Annotated in this window: 21 protein-coding genes, 1 tRNA gene, 1 other RNA gene and 1 pseudogene; 13 read left to right on the forward strand and 11 right to left on the reverse strand. The window is 60.5% G+C overall.

What is annotated here, in order from left to right; all coding sequences use genetic code 11:
* From HKD27_RS14550 to HKD27_RS14580, 7 genes and pseudogenes are all read left to right on the forward strand, one after another.
* Positions 1–268: pseudogene (locus tag HKD27_RS14550) on the forward strand (secretion protein); the annotation flags it as partial.
* 36 nt (positions 269–304) lie between these two features.
* Positions 305–1252 carry an alpha/beta hydrolase gene (locus HKD27_RS14555; protein WP_194690028.1) on the forward strand — a complete coding sequence of 316 codons (948 nt, stop codon included), beginning with the start codon at positions 305–307 and terminating at the stop codon, positions 1250–1252.
* 47 nt (positions 1253–1299) lie between these two features.
* Positions 1300–1458, forward strand: coding sequence for a hypothetical protein (locus HKD27_RS14560; RefSeq protein ID WP_165919964.1), 159 nt, complete (start codon positions 1300–1302; stop codon positions 1456–1458).
* Positions 1455–2375, forward strand: coding sequence for a DnaJ C-terminal domain-containing protein (locus HKD27_RS14565; protein WP_194690027.1), 921 nt, complete (start codon positions 1455–1457; stop codon positions 2373–2375). Before HKD27_RS14560 ends, HKD27_RS14565 begins: the two co-directional genes overlap by 4 nt.
* A gap of 4 nt (positions 2376–2379) precedes the next feature.
* The gene (locus HKD27_RS14570; protein ID WP_167315814.1) at positions 2380–2529 is read left to right on the forward strand and encodes a hypothetical protein; all 150 of its coding nucleotides are present in this window, start codon (positions 2380–2382) and stop codon (positions 2527–2529) included.
* Between the two features lie 36 nt (positions 2530–2565).
* The gene (locus HKD27_RS14575) at positions 2566–4065 is read left to right on the forward strand and encodes a peptide MFS transporter (RefSeq protein ID WP_194690026.1); all 1500 of its coding nucleotides are present in this window, start codon (positions 2566–2568) and stop codon (positions 4063–4065) included.
* 269 nt (positions 4066–4334) lie between these two features.
* Positions 4335–5846, forward strand: coding sequence for a carbohydrate porin (locus HKD27_RS14580; RefSeq protein WP_370544282.1), 1512 nt, complete (start codon positions 4335–4337; stop codon positions 5844–5846).
* An 87-nt stretch (positions 5847–5933) separates the two neighbouring features.
* Here the strand turns inward: HKD27_RS14580 and HKD27_RS14585 are convergent, their stop codons facing one another.
* Complete coding sequence (locus HKD27_RS14585) at positions 5934–8183, reverse strand: TonB-dependent siderophore receptor (RefSeq protein WP_194690025.1); 2250 nt, start codon at positions 8181–8183, stop codon at positions 5934–5936.
* A gap of 148 nt (positions 8184–8331) precedes the next feature.
* Complete coding sequence (locus tag HKD27_RS14590; protein ID WP_062494517.1) at positions 8332–9891, reverse strand: carbohydrate porin; 1560 nt, start codon at positions 9889–9891, stop codon at positions 8332–8334.
* A gap of 297 nt (positions 9892–10188) precedes the next feature.
* On the opposite strand from HKD27_RS14590, the gene HKD27_RS14595 reads away from it, so the two are divergent.
* The gene (locus HKD27_RS14595) at positions 10189–10815 is read left to right on the forward strand and encodes a POTRA domain-containing protein (protein WP_194690024.1); all 627 of its coding nucleotides are present in this window, start codon (positions 10189–10191) and stop codon (positions 10813–10815) included.
* Between the two features lie 32 nt (positions 10816–10847).
* Here the strand turns inward: HKD27_RS14595 and HKD27_RS14600 are convergent, their stop codons facing one another.
* The 3 genes from HKD27_RS14600 to HKD27_RS14610 are packed head-to-tail and all read right to left on the reverse strand — an operon-like array spanning position 10848 to position 13403.
* On the reverse strand, positions 10848–11435 hold the full coding sequence (locus tag HKD27_RS14600) for a DUF1643 domain-containing protein (RefSeq protein WP_194690023.1): 588 nt from the start codon (positions 11433–11435) through the stop codon (positions 10848–10850).
* The gene (locus HKD27_RS14605) at positions 11432–11980 is read right to left on the reverse strand and encodes a peroxiredoxin (protein ID WP_194265489.1); all 549 of its coding nucleotides are present in this window, start codon (positions 11978–11980) and stop codon (positions 11432–11434) included. Before HKD27_RS14605 ends, HKD27_RS14600 begins: the two co-directional genes overlap by 4 nt.
* 52 nt (positions 11981–12032) lie before the next feature.
* Positions 12033–13403 (reverse strand): lytic transglycosylase domain-containing protein, encoded by a 1371-nt coding sequence (locus tag HKD27_RS14610; RefSeq protein ID WP_194690022.1) that lies wholly within the window; start codon positions 13401–13403, stop codon positions 12033–12035.
* Positions 13404–13610: 207 nt separating this feature from the next.
* Here HKD27_RS14610 and HKD27_RS14615 point away from each other — a divergent pair, with 207 nt between their 5' ends.
* The 3 genes from HKD27_RS14615 to HKD27_RS14625 all read left to right on the forward strand — a co-directional run bounded on the left by HKD27_RS14615 (position 13611) and on the right by HKD27_RS14625 (position 15594).
* Positions 13611–14480, forward strand: coding sequence for an ABC transporter permease (locus HKD27_RS14615; RefSeq protein ID WP_062494513.1), 870 nt, complete (start codon positions 13611–13613; stop codon positions 14478–14480).
* Positions 14481–14484: 4 nt separating this feature from the next.
* A complete protein-coding gene (locus tag HKD27_RS14620) occupies positions 14485–15282 on the forward strand; it encodes an ABC transporter ATP-binding protein (protein ID WP_194690021.1) in 798 nt (265 codons plus the stop codon).
* Between the two features lie 93 nt (positions 15283–15375).
* Positions 15376–15594, forward strand: a complete 219-nt coding sequence (locus HKD27_RS14625; protein WP_011252962.1) for a hypothetical protein — start codon at positions 15376–15378, stop codon at positions 15592–15594.
* Positions 15595–15628: 34 nt separating this feature from the next.
* Here HKD27_RS14625 and HKD27_RS14630 read toward each other — a convergent pair whose 3' ends face one another.
* From HKD27_RS14630 to ssrA, 3 genes are all read right to left on the reverse strand, one after another.
* Positions 15629–16021 (reverse strand): VOC family protein, encoded by a 393-nt coding sequence (locus HKD27_RS14630; RefSeq protein ID WP_011252963.1) that lies wholly within the window; start codon positions 16019–16021, stop codon positions 15629–15631.
* A 92-nt stretch (positions 16022–16113) separates the two neighbouring features.
* Positions 16114–16689: an SspB family protein gene (locus tag HKD27_RS14635; protein ID WP_194690020.1), complete on the reverse strand. Its 576-nt coding sequence runs from the start codon at positions 16687–16689 to the stop codon at positions 16114–16116.
* Between the two features lie 97 nt (positions 16690–16786).
* Positions 16787–17113: a transfer-messenger RNA gene (ssrA, locus tag HKD27_RS14640) on the reverse strand.
* Positions 17114–17207: 94 nt separating this feature from the next.
* Here ssrA and thyX point away from each other — a divergent pair.
* The gene (gene thyX / locus HKD27_RS14645) at positions 17208–18119 is read left to right on the forward strand and encodes an FAD-dependent thymidylate synthase (RefSeq protein ID WP_062446731.1); all 912 of its coding nucleotides are present in this window, start codon (positions 17208–17210) and stop codon (positions 18117–18119) included.
* Positions 18106–18303 (forward strand): hypothetical protein, encoded by a 198-nt coding sequence (locus HKD27_RS14650; protein WP_194690019.1) that lies wholly within the window; start codon positions 18106–18108, stop codon positions 18301–18303. The genes thyX and HKD27_RS14650 overlap by 14 nt, the downstream gene beginning before the upstream one ends.
* 452 nt (positions 18304–18755) lie before the next feature.
* Here HKD27_RS14650 and HKD27_RS14655 read toward each other — a convergent pair.
* From HKD27_RS14655 to HKD27_RS14665, 3 genes are all read right to left on the reverse strand, one after another.
* Positions 18756–18830: transfer RNA gene (locus HKD27_RS14655), tRNA-Thr, on the reverse strand.
* 79 nt (positions 18831–18909) lie between these two features.
* The gene (locus HKD27_RS14660) at positions 18910–19065 is read right to left on the reverse strand and encodes a hypothetical protein (protein ID WP_169795779.1); all 156 of its coding nucleotides are present in this window, start codon (positions 19063–19065) and stop codon (positions 18910–18912) included.
* A complete protein-coding gene (locus HKD27_RS14665) occupies positions 19062–20261 on the reverse strand; it encodes an Mrp/NBP35 family ATP-binding protein (RefSeq protein WP_194690018.1) in 1200 nt (399 codons plus the stop codon). Before HKD27_RS14665 ends, HKD27_RS14660 begins: the two co-directional genes overlap by 4 nt.
* Between the last annotated feature and the right edge of the window lie 50 nt (positions 20262–20311).

Below are 20311 nucleotides of genomic sequence, written 5' to 3' on the forward strand. Positions count from 1 at the left end.
GGCCTCCGTCGATGCCGGCCTGGCCCGTGACCGGGCGCAGAAGCTGTTCACGGCCGGTCTGACCGGATATCTGAACGTGCTGACGACCGAGCAGACCGCCCTGTCCGCCGAAGACCAGGCCGTCGTCGGCCGCCTCGCCCGCGTCCGCAACGCCGTCGCGCTGTACATCGCACTCGGCGCCGGATGGCAGGGCAAAGCCCTCACCGACACCAGACTCCCCGTCGAAGTCAAACAGCAGAACGCTTTCGTCAGAGCCTTCACACGATAAGGCGGAAGCGCTGGGCACCTGAACAGGAGATGCAGAATGAAGCCGGCAGTGTTTCGTTTCCTCTTGCTCCTGTCAGGTCTCTGTGGACTGTCGTCTCATGTGTTTGCGGCTGAGAGCTCGGCCATTGAAGCGTCTGGTCCTCTGGGGTCGCTGGCAGGGACCTTCGTGAATGCGGGGTCCGGTACGCCCGTCGTTCTGATGATTCCCGGCTCCGGGCCAACGGACCGGGATGGAAACTCGGCTCTGGGGCTAAAACCTGCGACACTGCGGCAGATTGCGGATGGGCTGGCGAGACGCGGCATTTCTTCCGTCCGGATCGACAAGCGCGGCATGTTCGGCAGCAAACAGGCCGTAGCGGATGGTAATCACGTCACGATTGCGGACTATGCCACCGATGTGCGGAACTGGATTGCCGTTATCCGGAGCAAGGCCGGTGTACGCTGCGTCTGGCTTGCAGGACATAGCGAGGGAGGACTTGTCGTTCTGGCAGCGGCCCAGGGACAGACGGATGTCTGTGGACTGGTCCTTCTGTCTACTGCCGGTCGACCTATGGGTGAAGTGCTGCGGGGCCAGCTTCATGCCGTGCCCTCCGCGCAGACGGTGCTGCCGCAGATCGACGGGGCGATTGATGCGCTTGAAGCCGGACATCATGTGGATGTCCAGACGCTGCATCCGGGATTGCGTCAGCTGTTTCATCCAGCCGTTCAGGACTACATGATCGATCTTTTCCATCATGACCCCGTCGCTCTGCTCAGGGCTTATCGTGGGCCGGTTCTGATCATGCAGGGGGAGGCGGATCGTCAGGTCAGCGCAACTGAAGACCTGCCGCTGCTGAAGGCGGCTGATCCGAAGGCGCAGGTTGTTCTGCTGCCGAATGTGATCCATCCGCTGGCGGATCTTGGTGTGGCTCCGGCTGCGGATGGATCACTTCCGCTGGATGGCGCAGTAGTGTCTGATATTGCAGAGTTTGTTCTGAAACATTGACCCCAGCCCCGTGCGATCACACATCTGGGAATAACGGAGGATCAGAAATGGCAGACGACGGACATCCTGCAGAGGATTATCTTCGCCCGAAGCTGCAGGCCCTGATCTCAGACGGTGTGCGGGCCGGATTCCCGCAGGATGAAGTCATTGCGGTCCTGATTTCCCTGCTGGATGAGGGACCTGAAGAAGACGGGGAGATGACATGAGCGACCCATATTCGGTACTGGGCGTTTCGAAGACGGCAACGGACAAGGAAATCCGCAGCGCGTATCGGAAACTGGCCAAGCAGTACCATCCGGATCACAATCCGGACGACAAGAAGGCTGAAGAGCGCTTCAAGGCGGTCGGGCAGGCCTATAACATCGTCGGCGACAAGGAAAAACGCGCGCGTTTCGATCGTGGCGAGATCGATGCCGACGGTCAGGAACGCGGACCGTTCGGCGGTGGCTTTGGCGGCGGCGGGTATGGCCCTGGCGGTCCGGGTGGGGGCGCACAGGGCTTCCAGGGCGGTTTCAGTCAGGAAGATCTCGGCTCTTTCTTTTCGGACATGTTCGGGGGCGGCTTCAGCGGCGATTTCCAGCCGGGCGGTTCGGCCGGGCGTCGTGCGTCCAAGGGGTCCGACCGCCGCTATGCGGTAACGATCTCGTTCCAGCAGGCTGTTCTGGGGACGTCCCTGGATCTGACACTGGGCGAGGGCGGCCATACCGAGGTCCGTATTCCGCCAGGGGTGGAAGATGGCCAGACCCTGCGCGTGCGTGGCAAGGGGGCGCCGGGTCGTCCGGGAATGGACGGGCAGCCGGGTGTTCCGGGTGACGCGCTTCTGACGATTACGGTTACGCCCGACAGCCGGTATGTCCGTGAGGGGCGCAATCTGCGCATCACCCAGAACCTCGACCTGAAAACGGCCATTCTGGGCGGCAAGATCGCCGTTCCGACCCCCAAGGGCGATGTTTCGGTCAAAATTCCCAAGCATTCCGACAGCGGCAAGGTCCTGCGTCTGTCCGGACGAGGGATCGGGGGCGATAAAAAGCATCCGGCCGGTGATCTGCTGGTGACGTTGCAGGTTCATATCGGTACTGTCTCCCCCGAGCTGGAGGCCTTCTTCAGCCAGCAGGAGAGCTGAAGACATGGGGATGGTGCGTCGCGTCCGGTCGAGACTGCCGGAATGGCCGTGGAGTGACATCATCGGCGGTATTGTGGCGCTGATCTTCGTGATGGTTCTGGGCATCATCAGTACGCACGCACTGATTCTCGCCGGAGAGTGGCATTTGCCCTAAGATGTGGCCCGTCTTCTGGTTTCTGACGGGTTCTGCATGACCGCTTCCTCTTTTTCTCCGGCCGGGGCTTCCACTCCGGGACTGCGCCGCAGGGCGTTTACCGTTGTTCTGGCCATCGAACTGTGGGAGCGGTTCGGATATTACGGCATGCAGGCCGTCCTGACGCTCTTCATGGTCGAACAGCTCAGAATGGCCGATGCGGCCGCCAATCTTATGATGGGCGCTTTCGGAGCGCTCACCTACATCACGCCTGTCATCGGTGGCGTCATCGGCGACCGCGTGCTGGGTGCACGGCGGGCAATGGTCATGGGGGCCCTGTCCCTGACCTGTGGCTATGCCTTTCTGGCCGCAGCGCTGCAGTCCCACACGCTGCTGCTGGTGGCGATGGCCCTGATTTCCACGGGAAACGGCCTGTTCAAGCCTAATGCCGGCAATCTGGTTCGTCGGATCTACAAGGGTGATGATGCCGCGCTCGATGCAGCTTTCACGCTGTATTACATGTCCGTCAATGTCGGCTCGACCGTCTCCATGCTGCTTACGCCGTGGCTTCAGATTCATTACGGGGCGCCGGTCGCTTTTGCGACCTGTGCGGTTGGACTGGGGATCGGGCTGCTCTATTATATGCTGCGCTCCAGCTGGCTTGAGCCGACGACGCCGGTTTCGGAAAAACAGTCGGTCCCGCTGTCCCGGTTCGGACTGGTTGCGGGCGGTCTTGCTTTGCTGACTGCCTTCAATGCCTGGATTCTGGGCAGCGATACGCTGGCGCGTCTGTGCGTGATTGCGGCAGGGGCGGGGCTGGCAGCAATCTGGGTTGCGCTCTATGTGAGAGCACCTCAGACCGAGCGTCCGGGGCTGCGTTTGACCTATCTGCTATGTCTGCAGGGGACGATCTATCTCGTTTTCTATCAGCAGATGATGACATCCCTGACACTGTTTGCCCTGCGGGGTGTTTCGGGAGACTACCGTATTGGCAGCGTGACGCTGTTTCATATGTCTGCGGGGCAGTTTCAGGTTCTCAATTCCCTCTGGATCATGGCGCTCAGTCCCCTGCTGGCGTTCCTCTATAACCGGATGGGACAACACCAGAAGCAGACCTCCCATGCCCGCAAGATGATCCTTGGCTATGCAATGGTCGCGCTTGGATTTGCAGTATGGTGGACAGCCGCCGCCCATGCAGACGGGCTGGTGTCTCCCTGGGTCATGGTGATGGGATATGGTTGCCTGTCTTTGGGCGAACTGCTGACAATCGGGCTGGGGTTGGCCGTCGTCGCCTGTTACTCCCCCGCCCGGCTGAGTGGCTTTATGATGGGCGCGCTCTACCTGCTGTGGGGAATTGCCATGTACGTAGGCAGCCTCATCGCCAATCAGGCCGCCCTGTCTCCGGAAGTGATCGCCGGGGGCGGGGGCGCTTCACTGTATGCGGGGCTTTTCCGGACGTTGTGTGAAATCGCAGCGGGGCTGGTCGTGATACTACTCTGCCTTGAGCCCCTGACTCGGCGATGGGACCGGGAACACGTAACTGTGATCGGCGAATAAGCCCCGGAAACTGTAGCGTTAAACTTTTTGTAATCCGGGAGAAATCTCCGGATAAAAATTTGACGTCCCGCTTCAGGATCGTGTCGCGAAAGGCATATTACGAAAACAGAGGTCTTCCCCGCTCTATTCTGGACCGTTTCCGGACTGTATGACAGTGGCCAGCCGCAGGACCGTGCGCCTGGCGGCTGCAATGGTGTCACAGGGAGACAGTTTGGAAGATGGGGAAGTTCGGGCAGGATTGGACGAAAGCGCTGTTGACGGCCTGTGCCATGACAGCGGTGCTTCCCGGCATTACTGCCGTTGGCCACGCACAGACGACACCGGCCGGCGTTGTGGACGGCCACCAGAAGGCTGCCGCCAGAACCAGCACGGCGACCATGGGTACCCCGCAGATCCGGACGAAATCCATTTCTCCGGTTCCGTTGCTGGTCAAACCGGCTCCGACACAGACAGGCGTCGAGACCGCAGCGAAAACATCCGATACGACTGAGAACCGTTTCTTCCCGGCATCGTTTCATGACTGGCTGACCCAGAGCACCATGACGGGTGACTGGGGTGGCTGGCGCACCTGGCTGACCGACAAGGGCATCAATATCGGCGGCCACTATCTTGAAGACAGCGCTGGCAATCCGATGGGCGGCAAGACCAAGGCCGTGCGTTATGCGGATGAGTTCGGCATCAATATCGACTTCAACCTCAAGAAGCTGACCGGCCTGAATCTGGGCATGTTCCATACGCTGATCACGGCGCGTCAGGGTCTGGGTATCGGGGCTACGCTTCCGGCAATGGATAGCCCGCAGCAGATTTTCGGCTCGGGTGAGACGGTGCGTCTGACGCGTCTGTCCTGGGAAATGCCCTGGAACAAATACGTCACGACCGAGGTCGGTGAGATCAACACCGAAAACGACTTCGAGCAGTCTTCAGTCTATTGGGGCATGAGCCAGTATTGCCAGTTCGAATCGAATGCGATCTGCGGCATGCCGCAGTCCATTGCGATGAACTCGGGCTATGGCTGGTATCCGACGGCCCATCCCGGTGCCTGGGTGAAGTTCTATCCGGCCGGAAACGACCATTACCTGGTGCAGTTCGGTGCGTATTCGGTCGATCCGACGATCTCGAATACGCATAACGGCTGGAAGCTGAATCTTCATGATGCGACCGGCACCTATCTGCCGTTCCAGCTCGGCTGGCATCAGGGCGGCAAGGACGACTACAGCGGTCCGCTCCAGACCAACATCAAGATTGGCGGATACTGGGACACATCCGAAGTCAGCGACGTCTACTCCCATCTCGGAAGTTTCGGTGTGCCGGCGCAGTACCTGATTTCGGCGCCGAGCGAAAAGGTTCGCGGCCGGTTTGGTGGCTGGTTCCAGTTCGACCGGATGCTTCAGCGCGATGAAGCCGACCCGAACCGCGGCACGACACTGTTCACATCCTTTACCTGGGGTGATCCGCGTACGTCCGTCGCACCGTATTTCATCACCTGGGGCGTGACCCGCAAGGGCACCTTCCGCAGCCGTCCGAACGATACAATCAGCATTGGCATGAAGATGCTGTGGGTGAACCCGAAGCTGACGAACTGGGTGCGCCAGATTCAGGCTGCCGGTGGGACTGATATCTACAAGCCGTCCGGCGAGCATGCGTTGGAGCTGAACTATGGCTGGCGTCCGACGCCCTGGCTCGTGATCCGGCCCGGTGCGCAGTATATCTGGAGCACGGGCGGCACGAACCGCTACAAGAACCCGCTGCTTCTGGATTTCGAGACGGGTATTACGTTCTGATCTTTGCTGATCGGAAGACCGGACATGAAAAACGCGCCGCTTCCGCAGGGGAGGGCGCGTTTTTCGTTTTCGGCGGTCTGAGGCGGATTACAGATCCGTCGTGAAGGAGAACTTGAAGGTGCGGGGCATACCCTGCAGCAGGTATCCGTTGAAGGCCGAGGACCAGTAGCGCGTATTGGCAAGGTTATCGACGCCGAAGCGCAGCGTGACCGGCGTATGATGCGTCACGAAAGTGTAGCGCCCTGCCAGATCGAAGCGTGTCCAGACCGGGATGTGCAGCGTGTTGGCCGTGTTGACCCACTGCTTGCCCGTGTTGACCACGCGGCCCACGACCGTGGCGCCCTTGAGGAAGGGCAGATCGTATTCGAGATTGCCGTTAATCGTATAGTTCGGCACGCCGATGGCCGTGTTGCCGTCCTGCAGGCCGCCTGCCGTATGGCGCAGATCCGCCTGAATGACGGTGCCGCCGCCATTGAAGCGCAGGCCGGGCAGGATTTCGCCGTTGAGCGTCAGCTCAATGCCACGATTGCGCTGCAACCCGTCTTCACGGTACGCGAATTCCCCCGTATTGCCGACCGCTACGGAGTAAGCATTGGGCTGCGAAATCTCATAGACTGCAAGGGCAGCGCTGAAGCGGCCCGTGTCGTATTTCGCGCCGACTTCATACTGGGTGGATTTGTAGGGCGGGAAGATCTCGCCAAGATTGACTACGTTGCCGGTTGCGGTCGGTCCCTGTGAAAGCCCTTCGATCCGATTGAAGTACAGCGAGGTCCTGCGTGTCGGGTGGATGACCAGCCCGACGACCGGGGTGATGGCGTCCTGGTCATAATGGCTGCTCATCGCGCCCTGTCCGGTCTTGCTGTAGGCGTAGCCATTGATGAGCATGTTCTGGTAGCGAAAGCCCCCTGTCAGGGCGACGCGGTCATGGAAGAAGGACATCGTGTCCGAGAAGAACAGGCTGTACAGGCGCGTGCGATCAATCGTCTGCGGGTCGTTGACGACGCCACCGGCATAGGTTTCGGCCGGGGCGGCAAACTGTGGCGTGTTGTAGATGTTGGTTGCATGGGATGTAAGGGTCATCGCATAGGCAGCGGCGCTGTCTTCCCACAGGCCGGAGCCGCCTGCGTTGATCTCATGGCGGATCGGGCCGGTACGGAAATGGGCGCGGACACCTGCGCGCGTGCTCTCGTTAGTCTGATCGTAAGGCACGTACATCGCACCTGCCGTTCCTGCGCCGGTAGTGGGGTCGGTAACGGTCGGGCTCGAATAGTTGCCCTTCTCATTGCTGGTCAGGGCTCCGAACGCACCATAGAGCGTGACGTTCTTTGTCAGGTCATGCTCGATGTTCAGCATGCCGAAGACATAGTTCAGGTTATTATAGGCCCAGCGCTGACCGAAATTATGTGATGGCGCAGCGGGACGCGGGACAGACGTGACGGCGCTGCCAAGGAAAATTGCCGGACGACCACCATTCACGCCCTGGTTTTCGTAGTCGATATCCATGGTGATGCGGGTGCGGTTGCTGCGGTCATGCCAGTCGAAATCCGCACCGAGGGTTGTGGAATGCCGGTATTCATCCGTGACGGAATCCTCGCCGCTCTTGCCCGCGACGTTCAGCCGCACCCCGAAGGCCTTGTCCTCGCCGAAACGCCGTCCGACATCAATGCTGCCTCCGCCCATGGCACTGCTGGTGTAGTCGCCCGAGATGCGGGTAAGGGGGGCATTTGTCGCATGTTTGAACAGCAGGTTGATGTTGCCGCCAATGGCCGATCCACTCGGTGCTGCGCCATTGAGGAACGCGCTTGCGCCGTTGAGGACCTGCACCTGATCATATAGTTCGGGCGAGACGAGCTGACGGGGCGTGATGCCATACAGCCCGTTGATCGACACGTCGTCTCCGTCCACGGCAAAACCGCGGATGACAAACATTTCCGAGAAATTGCCATAACCAAAGGTTGTGCGGACGGACGGATCGTTTTCCAGCACCTCGCCCAGTGTCTGGGACTGCTGGTTCAGGATCAGACTGGAATTATAGCTGCGGATGTTGAACGGAACATCCAGACCTTTCTTGTTGCCCAGAGCGCCGAGCTGTCCGCCGCTGCTGACCTGCATCTGGTCCCGCTTTCTGGCCCGGACGATGATTTCCTCGTCCGGCGTGACCTGCTCTGCAGCGCTGGCAGGTTTGGCTGCGGGCTTGGTTTTGGGTGTTGTGGCGGTAGCCGTGGTCGGAACGGGGTCAGCCGCGAGAACGGGAAAGGCTGTTCCTGCCAGAAGCAGGCAGGACAGGCGCGCAGCCCGAAGGGGGCGTGAGAACGGGGCAGAAAACGATGCGCGCACGGAAACCTCGAAACAATAGACAGTGTGCCGGGTTATCGCGATAATGCGAGTTATTCGCAATTAAATTGTGATTGCCAAATGTATCAGGATACAAAAAAGCGGGGCCGTTCAGGCCCCGCTCCGCAGAAAAGCTAGTCTGTTTCGTGTATCAGAGTACGACGGTGAACTGAACGCCCAGAACGGCGGCATCATGGAAAGTCGTCGTAGCACTCGGGCGCTGGATGTACTGGAAGTCCGGCTGGATCGCCATCGCGCGGGCGACATGCGCGGAATAGAAGAGTTCGTACACGTTCTCATGGCTCTGCGGGCCATAGACCGCGCCCCACTGGTTGTCCTGATAGGGCAGGCCAAGGGCCAGCGATGCTTCCTGCTGCAGGGCCGCCGTGTGGCTCATGTCGAAATGCTGGTACATCGCGCCGACCGTATCGAGCGGCCGGCCCCAGGCGGAGCCGGTGTCGACCAGACCGGCCCATTCATGATCACGCATCGCGACGGTCTTGCCATCGCTGTACATCGCGCCAGCCATGGCGATCAGCCCGTTCGTATTGCCAGGGCCATTGCGGACCAGCATCTGGTCGAGGATGAGCCATGCACTGTTACGGCCTGCCTCATAGCGGCGGGGCTGTCCCGTGGCCTGCCAGGAATTGCCGTGAATGTCCTCGTACAGGTTCAGATAGCGCGAATTGTCGTAGGAATAGCCGATGACGTAATGGCCCTGGAGATGGTTGTGGCCAAAGCGCGGAGTCCAGCCGATTTCAACGGGCGTGGAAAACTTGCCAAGGCCCGACTGCGCCCAGGACCAGCCCGAGATGCCGCCGTTATAGGAATGTGGGCTGACAGCGAAGAGACCTGCCATGATATAGGTGTCCATGGTCGGCATGGCCCGGACGACCGCGCCCAGATTGCCCGACGGCCAGTCGCGGTTGCCTTCCGTATATTTGTTCGGCGCCGGATTGCCGCACATCGCGACATTCATGAAATCGCAGAACAGCGGGGATGCGGCGAAGAAGCTGCCGACCGGGATCCAGCCTGCGCTGACATCGATGCGGTTATGAACGAAGGACATCTCGCCATACATCGCGACCATGTGGGCTACCACGTTGCCTCGGGCACCGTAGATCTGCTGCACGCCTGCGATGGAATCGCCGAAATTGCGGGAGACGCTCTGGCCATGACCGTTGACGATCAGGGTATGCGTCCAGAAGTTCCGTACGCCAGCAAGTTTGTCCCAGTCGATATCCAGTTCGATGCCGAACTGTCCGGCGTCGGAATAGGCACGCTCCTTGCCGCCCGTGAAATTGCCGGCAAATTCCTCGTTGATGGCGGCCATGAGGTGGATGCCGCGCTTGAGGAGCCACGGCTGCACGCCACCCCAGTCTCCCAGGAAATGCTGTGTTCCCATGGGGGCGGAAAAGTAAGGCCCCGGGTCCCCTTGCGTCTGGGCGAAACCGGAGACGGTGTTCTGCATGATGGGCGTGTTGCTGCCACCATTGGCCGGTGTTTCACTGTTCTGGGGGGCAGGAGACGACAGGGCAGCGGCTCTGGAAACGCGGTTGCGGGCGCTGTTGGGGTCAGGATCGGACTGCGCCTGCGCGCGCTCGACCGTGCCGGCCAGCATGGAAACGGAAAAAAGCCCCATCAGGACAGATCGCAGGTGTTCGGAACGGATTCGGGAAGAAGTCCGGGCGAAAGAAGCGAGTACAGGCATGAAGCGGGCGGGGCCTTTTCAATGGAGTTGGTGAAACGGGAGCCTGGTGGTGGTCCAGAGCTGTTGGGAGCGGTGTATCCCTGAAGATCCTGTCAGGGGCAGAATTGGACCCGAGGCGCCAGTATTGGAAGAAAGGCGTCGAAAAGAAGGCGCCACCGGGGTTCGAGGGTACTGAACGCATCGGTCCGGAAGATGTTGCTCCAACCGGGGTTCAGAGGAAGATTTGCCAAAGCAGGGAAGTCCTGTAGCGTAAAAGTCAGAGAATTTCTCATTTTTTTCATTACAGGAGATTGCCAGATGTCCCTTCGCTCCCTGCTGGCCCGGAGTTTTCTTGGCGTTTCGCTTGCCGTGGTCCCTGTTACGGGAATGATTATCACCGAGCAGGCTTACGCCGCCATCCCGGCGCCAACTGTTCCGCTAAAGTTGATGACTGTGGCCGTTCAGGGCAACAGCCGCGTTCCGACGGCGGATATTCTCCAGGCCTTCGGTCATCACGCGGGCGACATGGTCACGCGCGATGAACTGGCCGCTGCGCAGAAGCGCGTGGGCGATCTGTATTCCGCCCGGAAGGTGGGTGTCAGCCTCGGAGAGCAGCTGCGGATTTCCGGCAAGGCCGTCTCCGTCAAGCTGGTTATCGAAGAACAGGCTGCAGGCGCAGCGAGCCCGACCGCTCTGGTGCTCGACAAGGTAGAGTTTCAGGGGAACAAGAAGGTTTCGACCGCTGATCTGGAAGCGGCGACAAAGCTTCAGGCCGGCGGCCCGGTTACGAACGAGCTTCTGGCCGCGGACATGCAGGCCATTCAGGCCCTGTACAAGAGCAAGAAAGTGTCTGGCTCGATCCAGCCTCAGGCGACCTATCCCAACCATGACCAGCATGTGGTGCTCGTCTGGAGCATCCACGAGCAGGACAAGGCCGGGAACTGACCGTCAGGCTTAGGTCCCGCCAGAAACGCCGCTCAATCCAGCATATCCGGATCGAGCGGCTGGGGGGCGAGGGCTGAAGGCAGATAAAGCGGGTGTTCCGGACGCCCGCTTTTGCTCAGACGCAGGGCTGTCACTTTGATGCCGTGATGAGCCAGCATGCGGGCGACTTCCGTCCCCCGCGCGCGCAGGCCCTTGGCCTGTGGGGAGCCGTAAGCCAGAACCACAAGATCGGCCTGCCGGGCCATGTCCAGAAGATGGGCATCGTTGTCCGGTCCGACAGGATCGGGCACTTCCAGCAGCCGCTTCTGGTCCGTGCAACGATAGGCAAAGCTGTTGCCCACGAACATGCCGCCATAGCCCCAGGCGCGTGCATAGCGCTGGCACTTGGCGACCGTCCGGTCATCGCCGAACTCGGTCGCGACAGATGGATTCATCATCAGCCACATGATCATGGGACGGCTTTCGTCCCAAACGCGGCGCAGGGTGTAACGGTAACAGTCCTGCGGGCCGCCGTAGATCGCCGTGCTGGTGATGTCCTCAGCAAGTTTAAGTGGTCGTGAATCGCCAACATGATGCTGCCCGAACAGGTCCCGAGCTGTGGACGGAGAACGGGTACTCACGGATGCTGCTTCAGGGCCTTTACCGCGGCCAGGGCGCGCGAAACATGCTCGTCAGGAGACATGGAGGCATAGCTCATGGCGATATGGCCATCCTGCGCGATGACATAGGAGGTGCGGCTTGCCATGTGGAGCAGGGGCATCTTGGCGGCATAGCTGAGGGTGATCTTGCCGGTCGGATCAGCTGCGACCGGGAAAACGCTACGGCACTCACTGACCGAGAAACGGTTCAGCTTGTCGATCGGATCCATGGAAATGCCGATGACGGTGGCGCCCTGTGCCTTGAAGTCCGGGATGGCATCCGCGAATTCATGGGCTTCGATTGTGCAGCCCTTGGTGAAGGCTGCCGGATAGAAATACAGGACGACGGGCCCGGTCTTGAGCGCATCCGCCAGATGATAGGTGAACTCGTGTCCTCCGAGACTGGCAGAAGCGGAGAAATCCGGAGCATGGGTGCCGGTTTCAAGGGCAGCATGCGCCGGAGCGGTGGTCAGGGCGCCGGCGAGGGCGACAGCGCAGAAAGCGGTCGTTGCAGAAAAGCGGCGCATCGGGGTGGTGTATCCCTGTCAGAAAAGCGGGCGGAAAGGCCCGGAAAACGGATCAATATGCGCCGGGCGGAACCACAACGCACGGAGAACCGTGCGACAGACGGCGACAGGCTGCAACTGCATTTTCATGCGTCAGACCGGTCAGGCGGGCGCGATAGAGATGCGACCGTCCCCCCTTCACGCTTTCAACCTGCGATCGGGCCGAGGCCACCACGACACCACCTTTGCTGTGGGCTTCGGCGGTGGCGATGCCTGCCTGCTTCGCATTGGCGAAGGCGCCGACCTGAATGGCCCAGTTGCCCGTTGCCGCTCTGGACGACGCGGAAACTGCCGGAAGGGAAATGCGGGGCTGCACCCGGCTGGCTGGCATGACGGCCATGATCGGCTGAGGCTGCAGGTGATGCCCGATCGGGATTTCCTGCGCTGTAACCCGGTTGTCCGCGACCTCATCATCGGGAACGGAAACCTGTCGGACGGCGGGTGGGGCAGGTGTCTGTGTAAAGCCACGCGCGGCCCAGGCTGCGCTGATGCTCGCTGGGGCTTCGGAGCCTGTGGCGGATGCGACCTGGACCGGAGCCGTCTGGGGCGTCGTGACCGAGGTATCCGAATCTGAATCATTAGAAGATGTGTCAGAAGACGTGTCGGCGGCTTCCCTGTGATTCCATGCCGCGCTGACGGCTGCTCGCTCAGAAGCCGAGGTCACCGGGGCTATGTCTGCCGATTGTGTGTTCTGGGCCAGCATGACCTGGGAGTTGGGATCATGCTGGGCGACCAGAAGGTCGGCCGCGGAGCGATTGTGTGGCGTGATGCCAGCGATATGCGGGCCGATGGCAGCCACATAGCGGCGCGTTTCGCGGGGCAGGGCGCGGCCCCGGCGGAGATAGCGGTCGAGGCTTCCGGGCCCGTCGTTATAGGCCGCGAGAAAGCCGGGAGATCCGTAGATGTCATACATCTGCCGGAGATAAGCCGTCCCCGCGAGGATGTTGTCGTGCGGATCGTAAGGATCTTCGCCGAGCCCGTATTGCTGGCGCATGTCGTCATAGGTTGGCGGCATGAGCTGAAGAAGTCCCATCGCGCCGGGAACCGAGGTGATGAAATTGCCGTTATGGTCGAAAAGGTGTCCGCCGGATTCCTGCTGCATGACGGCCCGGATCCAGGCCTCGGGCACATCAAAGCGGTTGGAGGCTTCCTGGATGTAAGGCCCCCAGGGATCGCTGGGCGGGCCGGGGGGAGCGTAATAGGATTTCGCGTGAGCGCGGTAATTCGCCGCTTCCTGTGAAACCGGAAGCTCCGATCCGCCGCCCATGTCAGCATTGTTGCCGGCGCAGGCGGCGAGCAGTCCGACCAGACCCAAAGCAGCACCTGCTCGGATGAGAGACAGGGTGCGGACAGTGGTCCGGAACGGAAAGACGGGTCTGGGCATCGGGTCTGGGCACCTGAGGAAAACTTGTCTCAATGTGACAAGCATACACGGGGATTACGGCGAAACTAGGAAAAAGGGCTCTGCAGAACAGATTTTCTGACAGGGAACGGCTTACGGAAAGAAGTGTAGCGGAGATTCATTTCCCGAATATGAACTTCCTCCGCCCGCCTTCTTGCCGGGGGTGGGGGGATCGGGTAGGCGGACGATATGAGTGTACCTTCTCCAGCTTCAGATGTCGCACGTAACGATGCGCCGCACAGGCAGGTCAGTCGTGACGCTCTGCGGGGCAGTCCTGCGGCCCGGGCCTGGGCTGACTGGAAGGAAACACGGCGTCTGTGGAGGCTGGGTGTCAGGCTGGGCTGGCTCGATATCCGGCTCCGGTACCGCGGGTCCGCACTGGGGCCGTTCTGGCTGACCATTACCTCTGCCCTGATGGTCGCCTCGATGGGGGTGCTCTACAGCAAGCTGTTTCACATGCAGCTTGCGTCCTATCTGCCGTTCCTGTCGCTGTCGCTTACGCTGTGGAGCGTCGGGTTCTCCAGCCTGATCCAGGAATCCTGCACCTGCTTCCTTGATGCCGAGGACATGGTGCGGTCTGTCCGGCTGCCGTTCCTGCTGTATGCGGTGCGGGTCGTGGTGCGCAATGCGATCGTCTTCGCCCACAACATCGTCGTGCCGCTTGGCGTGTTCGCCCTCTATCATCTCTGGCCGGGGATGGACGCCCTTCTGGCGATCCCCGCGCTTGTGCTGTGGGGGCTGGACGGTTTTGCCGCCTGTATGCTGTTCGGTTCGCTCTGCGCGCGTTTCCGCGATGTTGCGCCGATCATCGGCGCGCTGCTGCAGATCGTGTTCTATGTCACGCCGGTCATCTGGATGCCGCAGCAGCTCGGACCCAGGGCAGCTTATCTGCTGTACAATCCGTTCTATCCGCTGCTGGAAATCGTGCGCGAGCCTCTTCTGGGGCATGCGCCGTCCCTGCAGATCTGGGGCATTGCGCTGGCCACTAGCGTCGTGTTCTGGCTGATTGCCGTGCGGTCATTCATCCGGGTGCGGTCGCGCCTGGTTTTCTGGATCTGACATCATGGCTCATATCCGTCTTGTAGACCTGTCCCTGTCTTTCCCCGTACTCCACGGCGGCTCTCGCTCCCTGAAAAAGACCCTGCTGTCCCGTGCCCGAAGCACTGTGGCCGGGAAGACGGAAGCGGTCGGCGGCCGGATGCGGATGAGCGGTAATGCAACCGAAGTCGTGGAAGTCCAGGCTCTCTCCAAAGTCAGCTTCACGATTGGGGAGGGGGAAAGGGTCGGCCTCGTCGGGCATAACGGCGCGGGAAAATCGACGCTGCTGCGTGTTCTGGCCGGGATTTATGAAACGGATGATGGGATTTTGGATATCGAAGGCGATACCCACGCCCTCATCGATCCGAAAGCCGGGATGAACAGCGAACTCACGGGGCGGGAAAACATTCAGCTCTTCGCCTGCCGGATGGGGCTGAGCCGGGCTGCAACGCAGGAGCTGGAAAAGGATGTGGAGGCGTTCTCCGATCTGGGGGCGTTTTTCGATCTTCCGGTGCGGCTCTATTCCTCGGGCATGTCCATCCGGCTCGGGTTCGCGCTGGCAACGGTACCGCGCTCCCGCATCCTGCTGATGGATGAATGGTTCATGGCCGGTGACCAGAAGTTCCAGGACAAGGCCAGAGCGCGGCTGGAAGGGATGGTCGATGCGGCTGAGATCCTGGTCGTGACATCCCATGCGCTGACGGTTCTGCGTCAATGGTGCACGCGCATCATCTGGATGGAGAGCGGGGAAGTCCGCATGGACGGGCCGGCTGCGGATGTGCTGGACGCCTATGAGGCAGCGGTGGCGGCAACGCCCGTCTAGGGTGTGCTTCGGCAATGCGGTGGCGGCGGAGTTGGTATCCGATCTCGCGTGGAGTAGGCTGCCTCCCGGTTTTGACATTCAGGGAGACAGTTCATGTCTTATGCCGCCATTGACGCCGCGCGCGTCGCCAAAGCGTCCGAGTCCGCTCTGCAGACCTTATCGACCGTCAAGGAAACGTCCGAGGCTCACCAGCGCAAGACGATCATGATCGAGCGCATTCACGCCCTCGCCAAGGCTGCGGCCGAAACGAAGGACTGCAATGCCATCACGCTGACCTCCGAAGAGTTCTGGCTGATTTCCAAGAACTGGTGACCCGGCGGGCGGCGGGGCGTGTGCTCTGCCGCCCTCAGCCGTTATAGGAGGCGAGTTCGATCAGATTGCCGTCCGGGTCGCGGCAATAGACGGACGTGATCGGACCCAGCGCCCCCAGACGCGCCACCGGGCCTTCGACGATCTCCACGCCGCATTTTTCCAGATGCCGGACGATATGTTCGCTGGCGATGGCTGTCGTAAAGCACAGGTCTGACGTTCCCGGCGCGGCATCGCCTGCCGTTTCCCAGCCTTCCGAGCCTTCGGGACGCAGATTGATCTTCTGCCCGCCAAAGCTCAGGGCCACACGGTTGTTGCGGCCGTATTCGTCGATATCCATCCCCAGAACACGCTGATACCAGGACGCAGACAGGGTCCGGTCCCGGACGGTCAGCACGATATGGTCAAGGCGATCGACGGTAAAGCGCATGGGGATCCCTCATGAGAGCGACGTTCCGGCCAGTATAGGCCGGAAAAACACTGTCTGGCCAATCCGTTTTCGAAATCCCGCAGGGCGGATGCTCAGGTCGGCGGCCGCTTGCGGAATGCGGCCAGGCTGACGACTTCCGCATCTTTCTTCACGTCTTCGGACGAAGCCGTTTCCGGCTGGACCTCAGGATGGTGGGCGGGATCGATATCGTCCGGCTCCACGGCGCCTTCAGGGATCTCGACGTCTTCATCCTCCTCCAGCGGGGAATGGCTGAAGCGCAGCGCCATGCGGATATGGGGATCGGCAAAAGCCGTGATGGCGTTCACCGGGATGCACAGGATGCTGCCAACGCCGCCGAAGGACAGGCCAACGGAAATCACGTTCTTCTCGCGGTCCAGCGCCAGATCCCAGAACTGGTGCTGAAGGACGATGGTCATCTCTTCGGGATACTGCGCCCGCAGACGGGTCGGGATGATGACATCCGGGCGGTTCGTGCGGAATGTCAGATAGAAGTGGTGGGCGCCCGGCAGGCCTTCAGCCGCGACATGCTCGATCGCACGGAGCATGACTTCACGATAGGCGTCTTCCACCCAGTCATCATAAGGGAGAAGGCTCTCGGGAAGCTCGTGCTCGAAGCCGTCCTGGCCGTTGTGATCGTCGTCGCTCATGGTCGCAAGCCTGATGTTTCGGTCAACTTGCTCAGGGATGCGACAGACGGGCGCGGATGGCAAGCCGTCTTTGCTGTGAATGTCGGGGACATGATGAGGTGGGAGGGCTTCTGTTGCCCGGTGCCCTCCCGAACCGCGCTTATCGCTTATGCAGCGACAGCGAGCACCTCTGAGTTATCGTTGGCACTTGTAAGTTTAGCCCGATGACGGTGGTACAATGCCGGGCAAAAGATAAGTCTTTACCATGCGTGTCGAGCCTGTTTCGTCCCCACAGACCCCTTTTGCGAGGGGTTGTTTTTGGTGGAGACGCCGGGCACTGCCCCCGGGTCCACAACACTTATTTCACTTACCGTTTATCGCCATAGCCGGGGACGAACCCCTTGCACTGCTGAACATAGGAGTGCGCGTGTCCGGTCGCAAGGGAAAAGGCGGGGATGAAAAAAATTAAGCCTCCGGAATCGTGTCAATCCGATTCATTCGGATGACGCCGGGCAAAAGCCCATGCTAAAGCCGCCGCCATGGCACTGACATCCGAACAGCGCGCTGAAATCGAAGCGCAGCGCAGCGAACCCCAGCTGACCTCCCGTCCGACCGTGGCGGCGATGGAAAACCTGCTTTTTACACCTTTCGAGGTGCTGGATCATGGTTTCCTGCGCGTCGTCGACTATATGGGCGATGATGGTGCGGTCGTGCAGGCTGCGCGGGTGTCTTACGGCCGCGGGACGAAGAAAGTGTCCGAGGATGCGGGGCTGATCCGCTATCTGATGCGTCACCGTCATTCGACACCGTTCGAGATGTGCGAGATCAAGTTCCATGTGAAGCTGCCCGTCTTCGTGGCACGTCAGTGGATCCGTCATCGCATGGCGAGCGTGAATGAGTATTCGGCGCGCTATTCCATTCTGGACCGCGAGTTCTATCTGCCGGCGATGGATCAGGTCGCCGCACAGAGCAGTTCGAACCGGCAGGGGCGGAGCGACGCTCTGGATGCCGATACGGCGCATCAGGTTCTGGAGATCCTGCGCCGCGATGCCAGCCAGTGCTATGATGACTACGAAAGCCTTCTGAATCCGGAAGGCACAGGTCTGGCGCGTGAGCTCGCGCGGATCAACCTGACTCTGAACACCTATACCCAGTGGTACTGGAAGATCGATCTGCACAATCTGATGCACTTCCTGGCCCTGCGGGCTGATCCGCACGCGCAGTATGAAATCCGCGTCTATGCGGAAAAGATGATCGAGATTCTCAAGGCGTGGGTTCCGGCAACGGCAGCGGCCTTCGAGGAATATCGTCTCGGAGCTTTCACGCTTTCTGCCGGTATGCTGAAGGTGGTGCGCCGCCGTCTGGCTGGTGAAACGGTCACACAGGAAAATTCCGGCCTGACCAAGCGCGAGTGGTCGGAAATGGTGGCGGTTCTGGATGGCGCATCCTGATCCCGCTCCGGGACCAGCCGGAAACGATCTCGAACGCCTGATGCTTGCCGCAAGAGAAGCACAGGCGGCCAATCCAGTCGAAGATGCACCAGAAAGAACGCCAAATCTATTCCTGTGGGCGGCAATAGCTATTGCTCTTGTTCTGACATCTCTGGCCATTCATTTTTTCTGGCCTGCGTCGTAAAATATTCATGACTGTAAACGTCAGGTAAAAGCAGATTTTCTTGTCTGTTTTTATTTGCGTGGGTTTTTTGAGAGATTCAGACCGAATTCGTGTGACTCTCATCACAACGGCTGCGGATTTTTTTACGAACAGAGTTATCCACAGGCTTGGAGTCTCTCTTTGAGGTGGTTCGATTCGGGCTGATTCTCGGGGTTCTGTTTCTAAGCCTCTGATTTGGTTTGATAATTTTATCTACGAATCGTGGGGGTAATCCGATTCTCAGCACAAAGTTGTCAAGAGTATTCTGGGAATACCCACATTCCACCCTCTGCGATTACGATACTTGTGCATTACTGATTTTCAGGGGGGCATGGAGCCCATGGCCTTGGAAAGGCTGGAGCTTTAGCCTGCAAGTCCCGGTTTGAACAACATTTTCCAGTCGCCCGGGGTATTGGCCGCTTTTTGGAAAAAGCTGGTGCCGGGTGAGGGATTTGAACCCCCGGCCTTCGGTTTACAAAACCGCTGCACTACCACTGTGCTAACCCGGCATCAGCAGTGCGGCTTTTTCCATGCCGGGGCGTATCAGGTCAAGCTTCGGAGAGCGATTCTCTGTGCCGGTGCAGGATTTTAGTGCGGGATGGGAGTCATCAGGTCTGCGGGTGGGGGCAGATGCTGAGAGTCCTGCGTGAAGCCGTAACCATCGGAAGACAGGCCACGATGCGTGACCGTCTGGGAGCAGGCCCCCAGTGTCAGGCAGGCGCCGATGAGAAGAAGACGGATCATGGCCGTTCTTTCGTGCTGTGTTCGGAAGACAGGGAGCGGGCCACAGCCTGCGCGAGCCTCGTATAGGCCTGTGCGGCTTCGCTCTGTGGTGCGGAAAGGATAATCGGGCTTCCCTCATCGCCACTTGCGCGGATATCGGCCAGCAGCGGGATTTCCGCCAGGAACGGGACCCCCATTTTCTCTGCTTCGGCCTTGGCGCCCCCATGTCCGAACAGTTCCGTGCGATGGTTGCAGTTCGGGCAGCAGAAATAGGACATGTTCTCGACGACGCCGAGGATCGGGGTTTCCATCCGTTCGAACATGGCCACACCGCGCCGTGCATCCAGCAGCGCGATATCTTGGGGTGTGGAGACGATGACCGCGCCACCGGCAGCAAGCTTGGGACCAAGCTTCTGGGCCAGGGTCAGCTGGGCGTCTCCGGTGCCGGGCGGCATGTCGATCACGAGGACGTCGAGTTCGCCCCATTCGACTTCACCCAGAAACTGCGTCAGGGCGCCCATGACCATCGGGCCGCGCCAGATCATGGCCTGGTTCTCGTCTACCAGATAGCCGATGGACATGCTTTTCAGGCCCCAGGCTTCGATCGGCAGGATCGTCCCGTCCACGACTTCCGGGCGGGCGTTGCGTCCCAGCATCCGGGGCAGGGACGGGCCATAGATGTCTGCGTCGAGAAGGCCGGTTTTCAGGCCCTGCTGGGCCAGCCCGACCGCTAGGTTGACGGCCGTAGTGGATTTGCCGACGCCGCCCTTGCCCGATGCGACCGCAATGACGGCCTTGACGCCGGGCAGCAGCGTTTCAGGCGCATGCCGGCTCGCGGCATTGCGGCGTTTGTCGCCCAGATTGAAAGGCCGGTGCCCGCCCCCCTGAGCCGGGCCATTGGCGGCGGCTGGCGTTGCGGGACGATGTGACGTGAAGGACAGCGTGGCGCCCGTGATGCCCGGCAGGCTCGCAATCGCGGCTTCGACGCGCGGCCGCAGTGGCTCCACGCGCGAGGCATTGTCGCGCGACGTCGCCAGCGAGACATGGGCATGACCGTTGCGGACCGACACACTCTCCAGCGCGGCAAAGGACAGGACGTTCGAGCCCTGGGCGTCCTGCTCACTTTTCAGGATGTCGGTAATGCGGGTCTCGGCGCTGGGAAGATTGGTCTCGGAGGAGCCGGGCGGCATGTCGTTGGGGGGCGTGGTGTCAGTCATGCCGGGCTCTCATCAGGGGAATATCGTATCGGAAAGGACTCTGACCCTAG

This window comes from Gluconobacter sp. R75690, from assembly GCF_015244525.1.
Classification (GTDB): Bacteria; Pseudomonadota; Alphaproteobacteria; order Acetobacterales; family Acetobacteraceae; genus Gluconobacter; species Gluconobacter potus.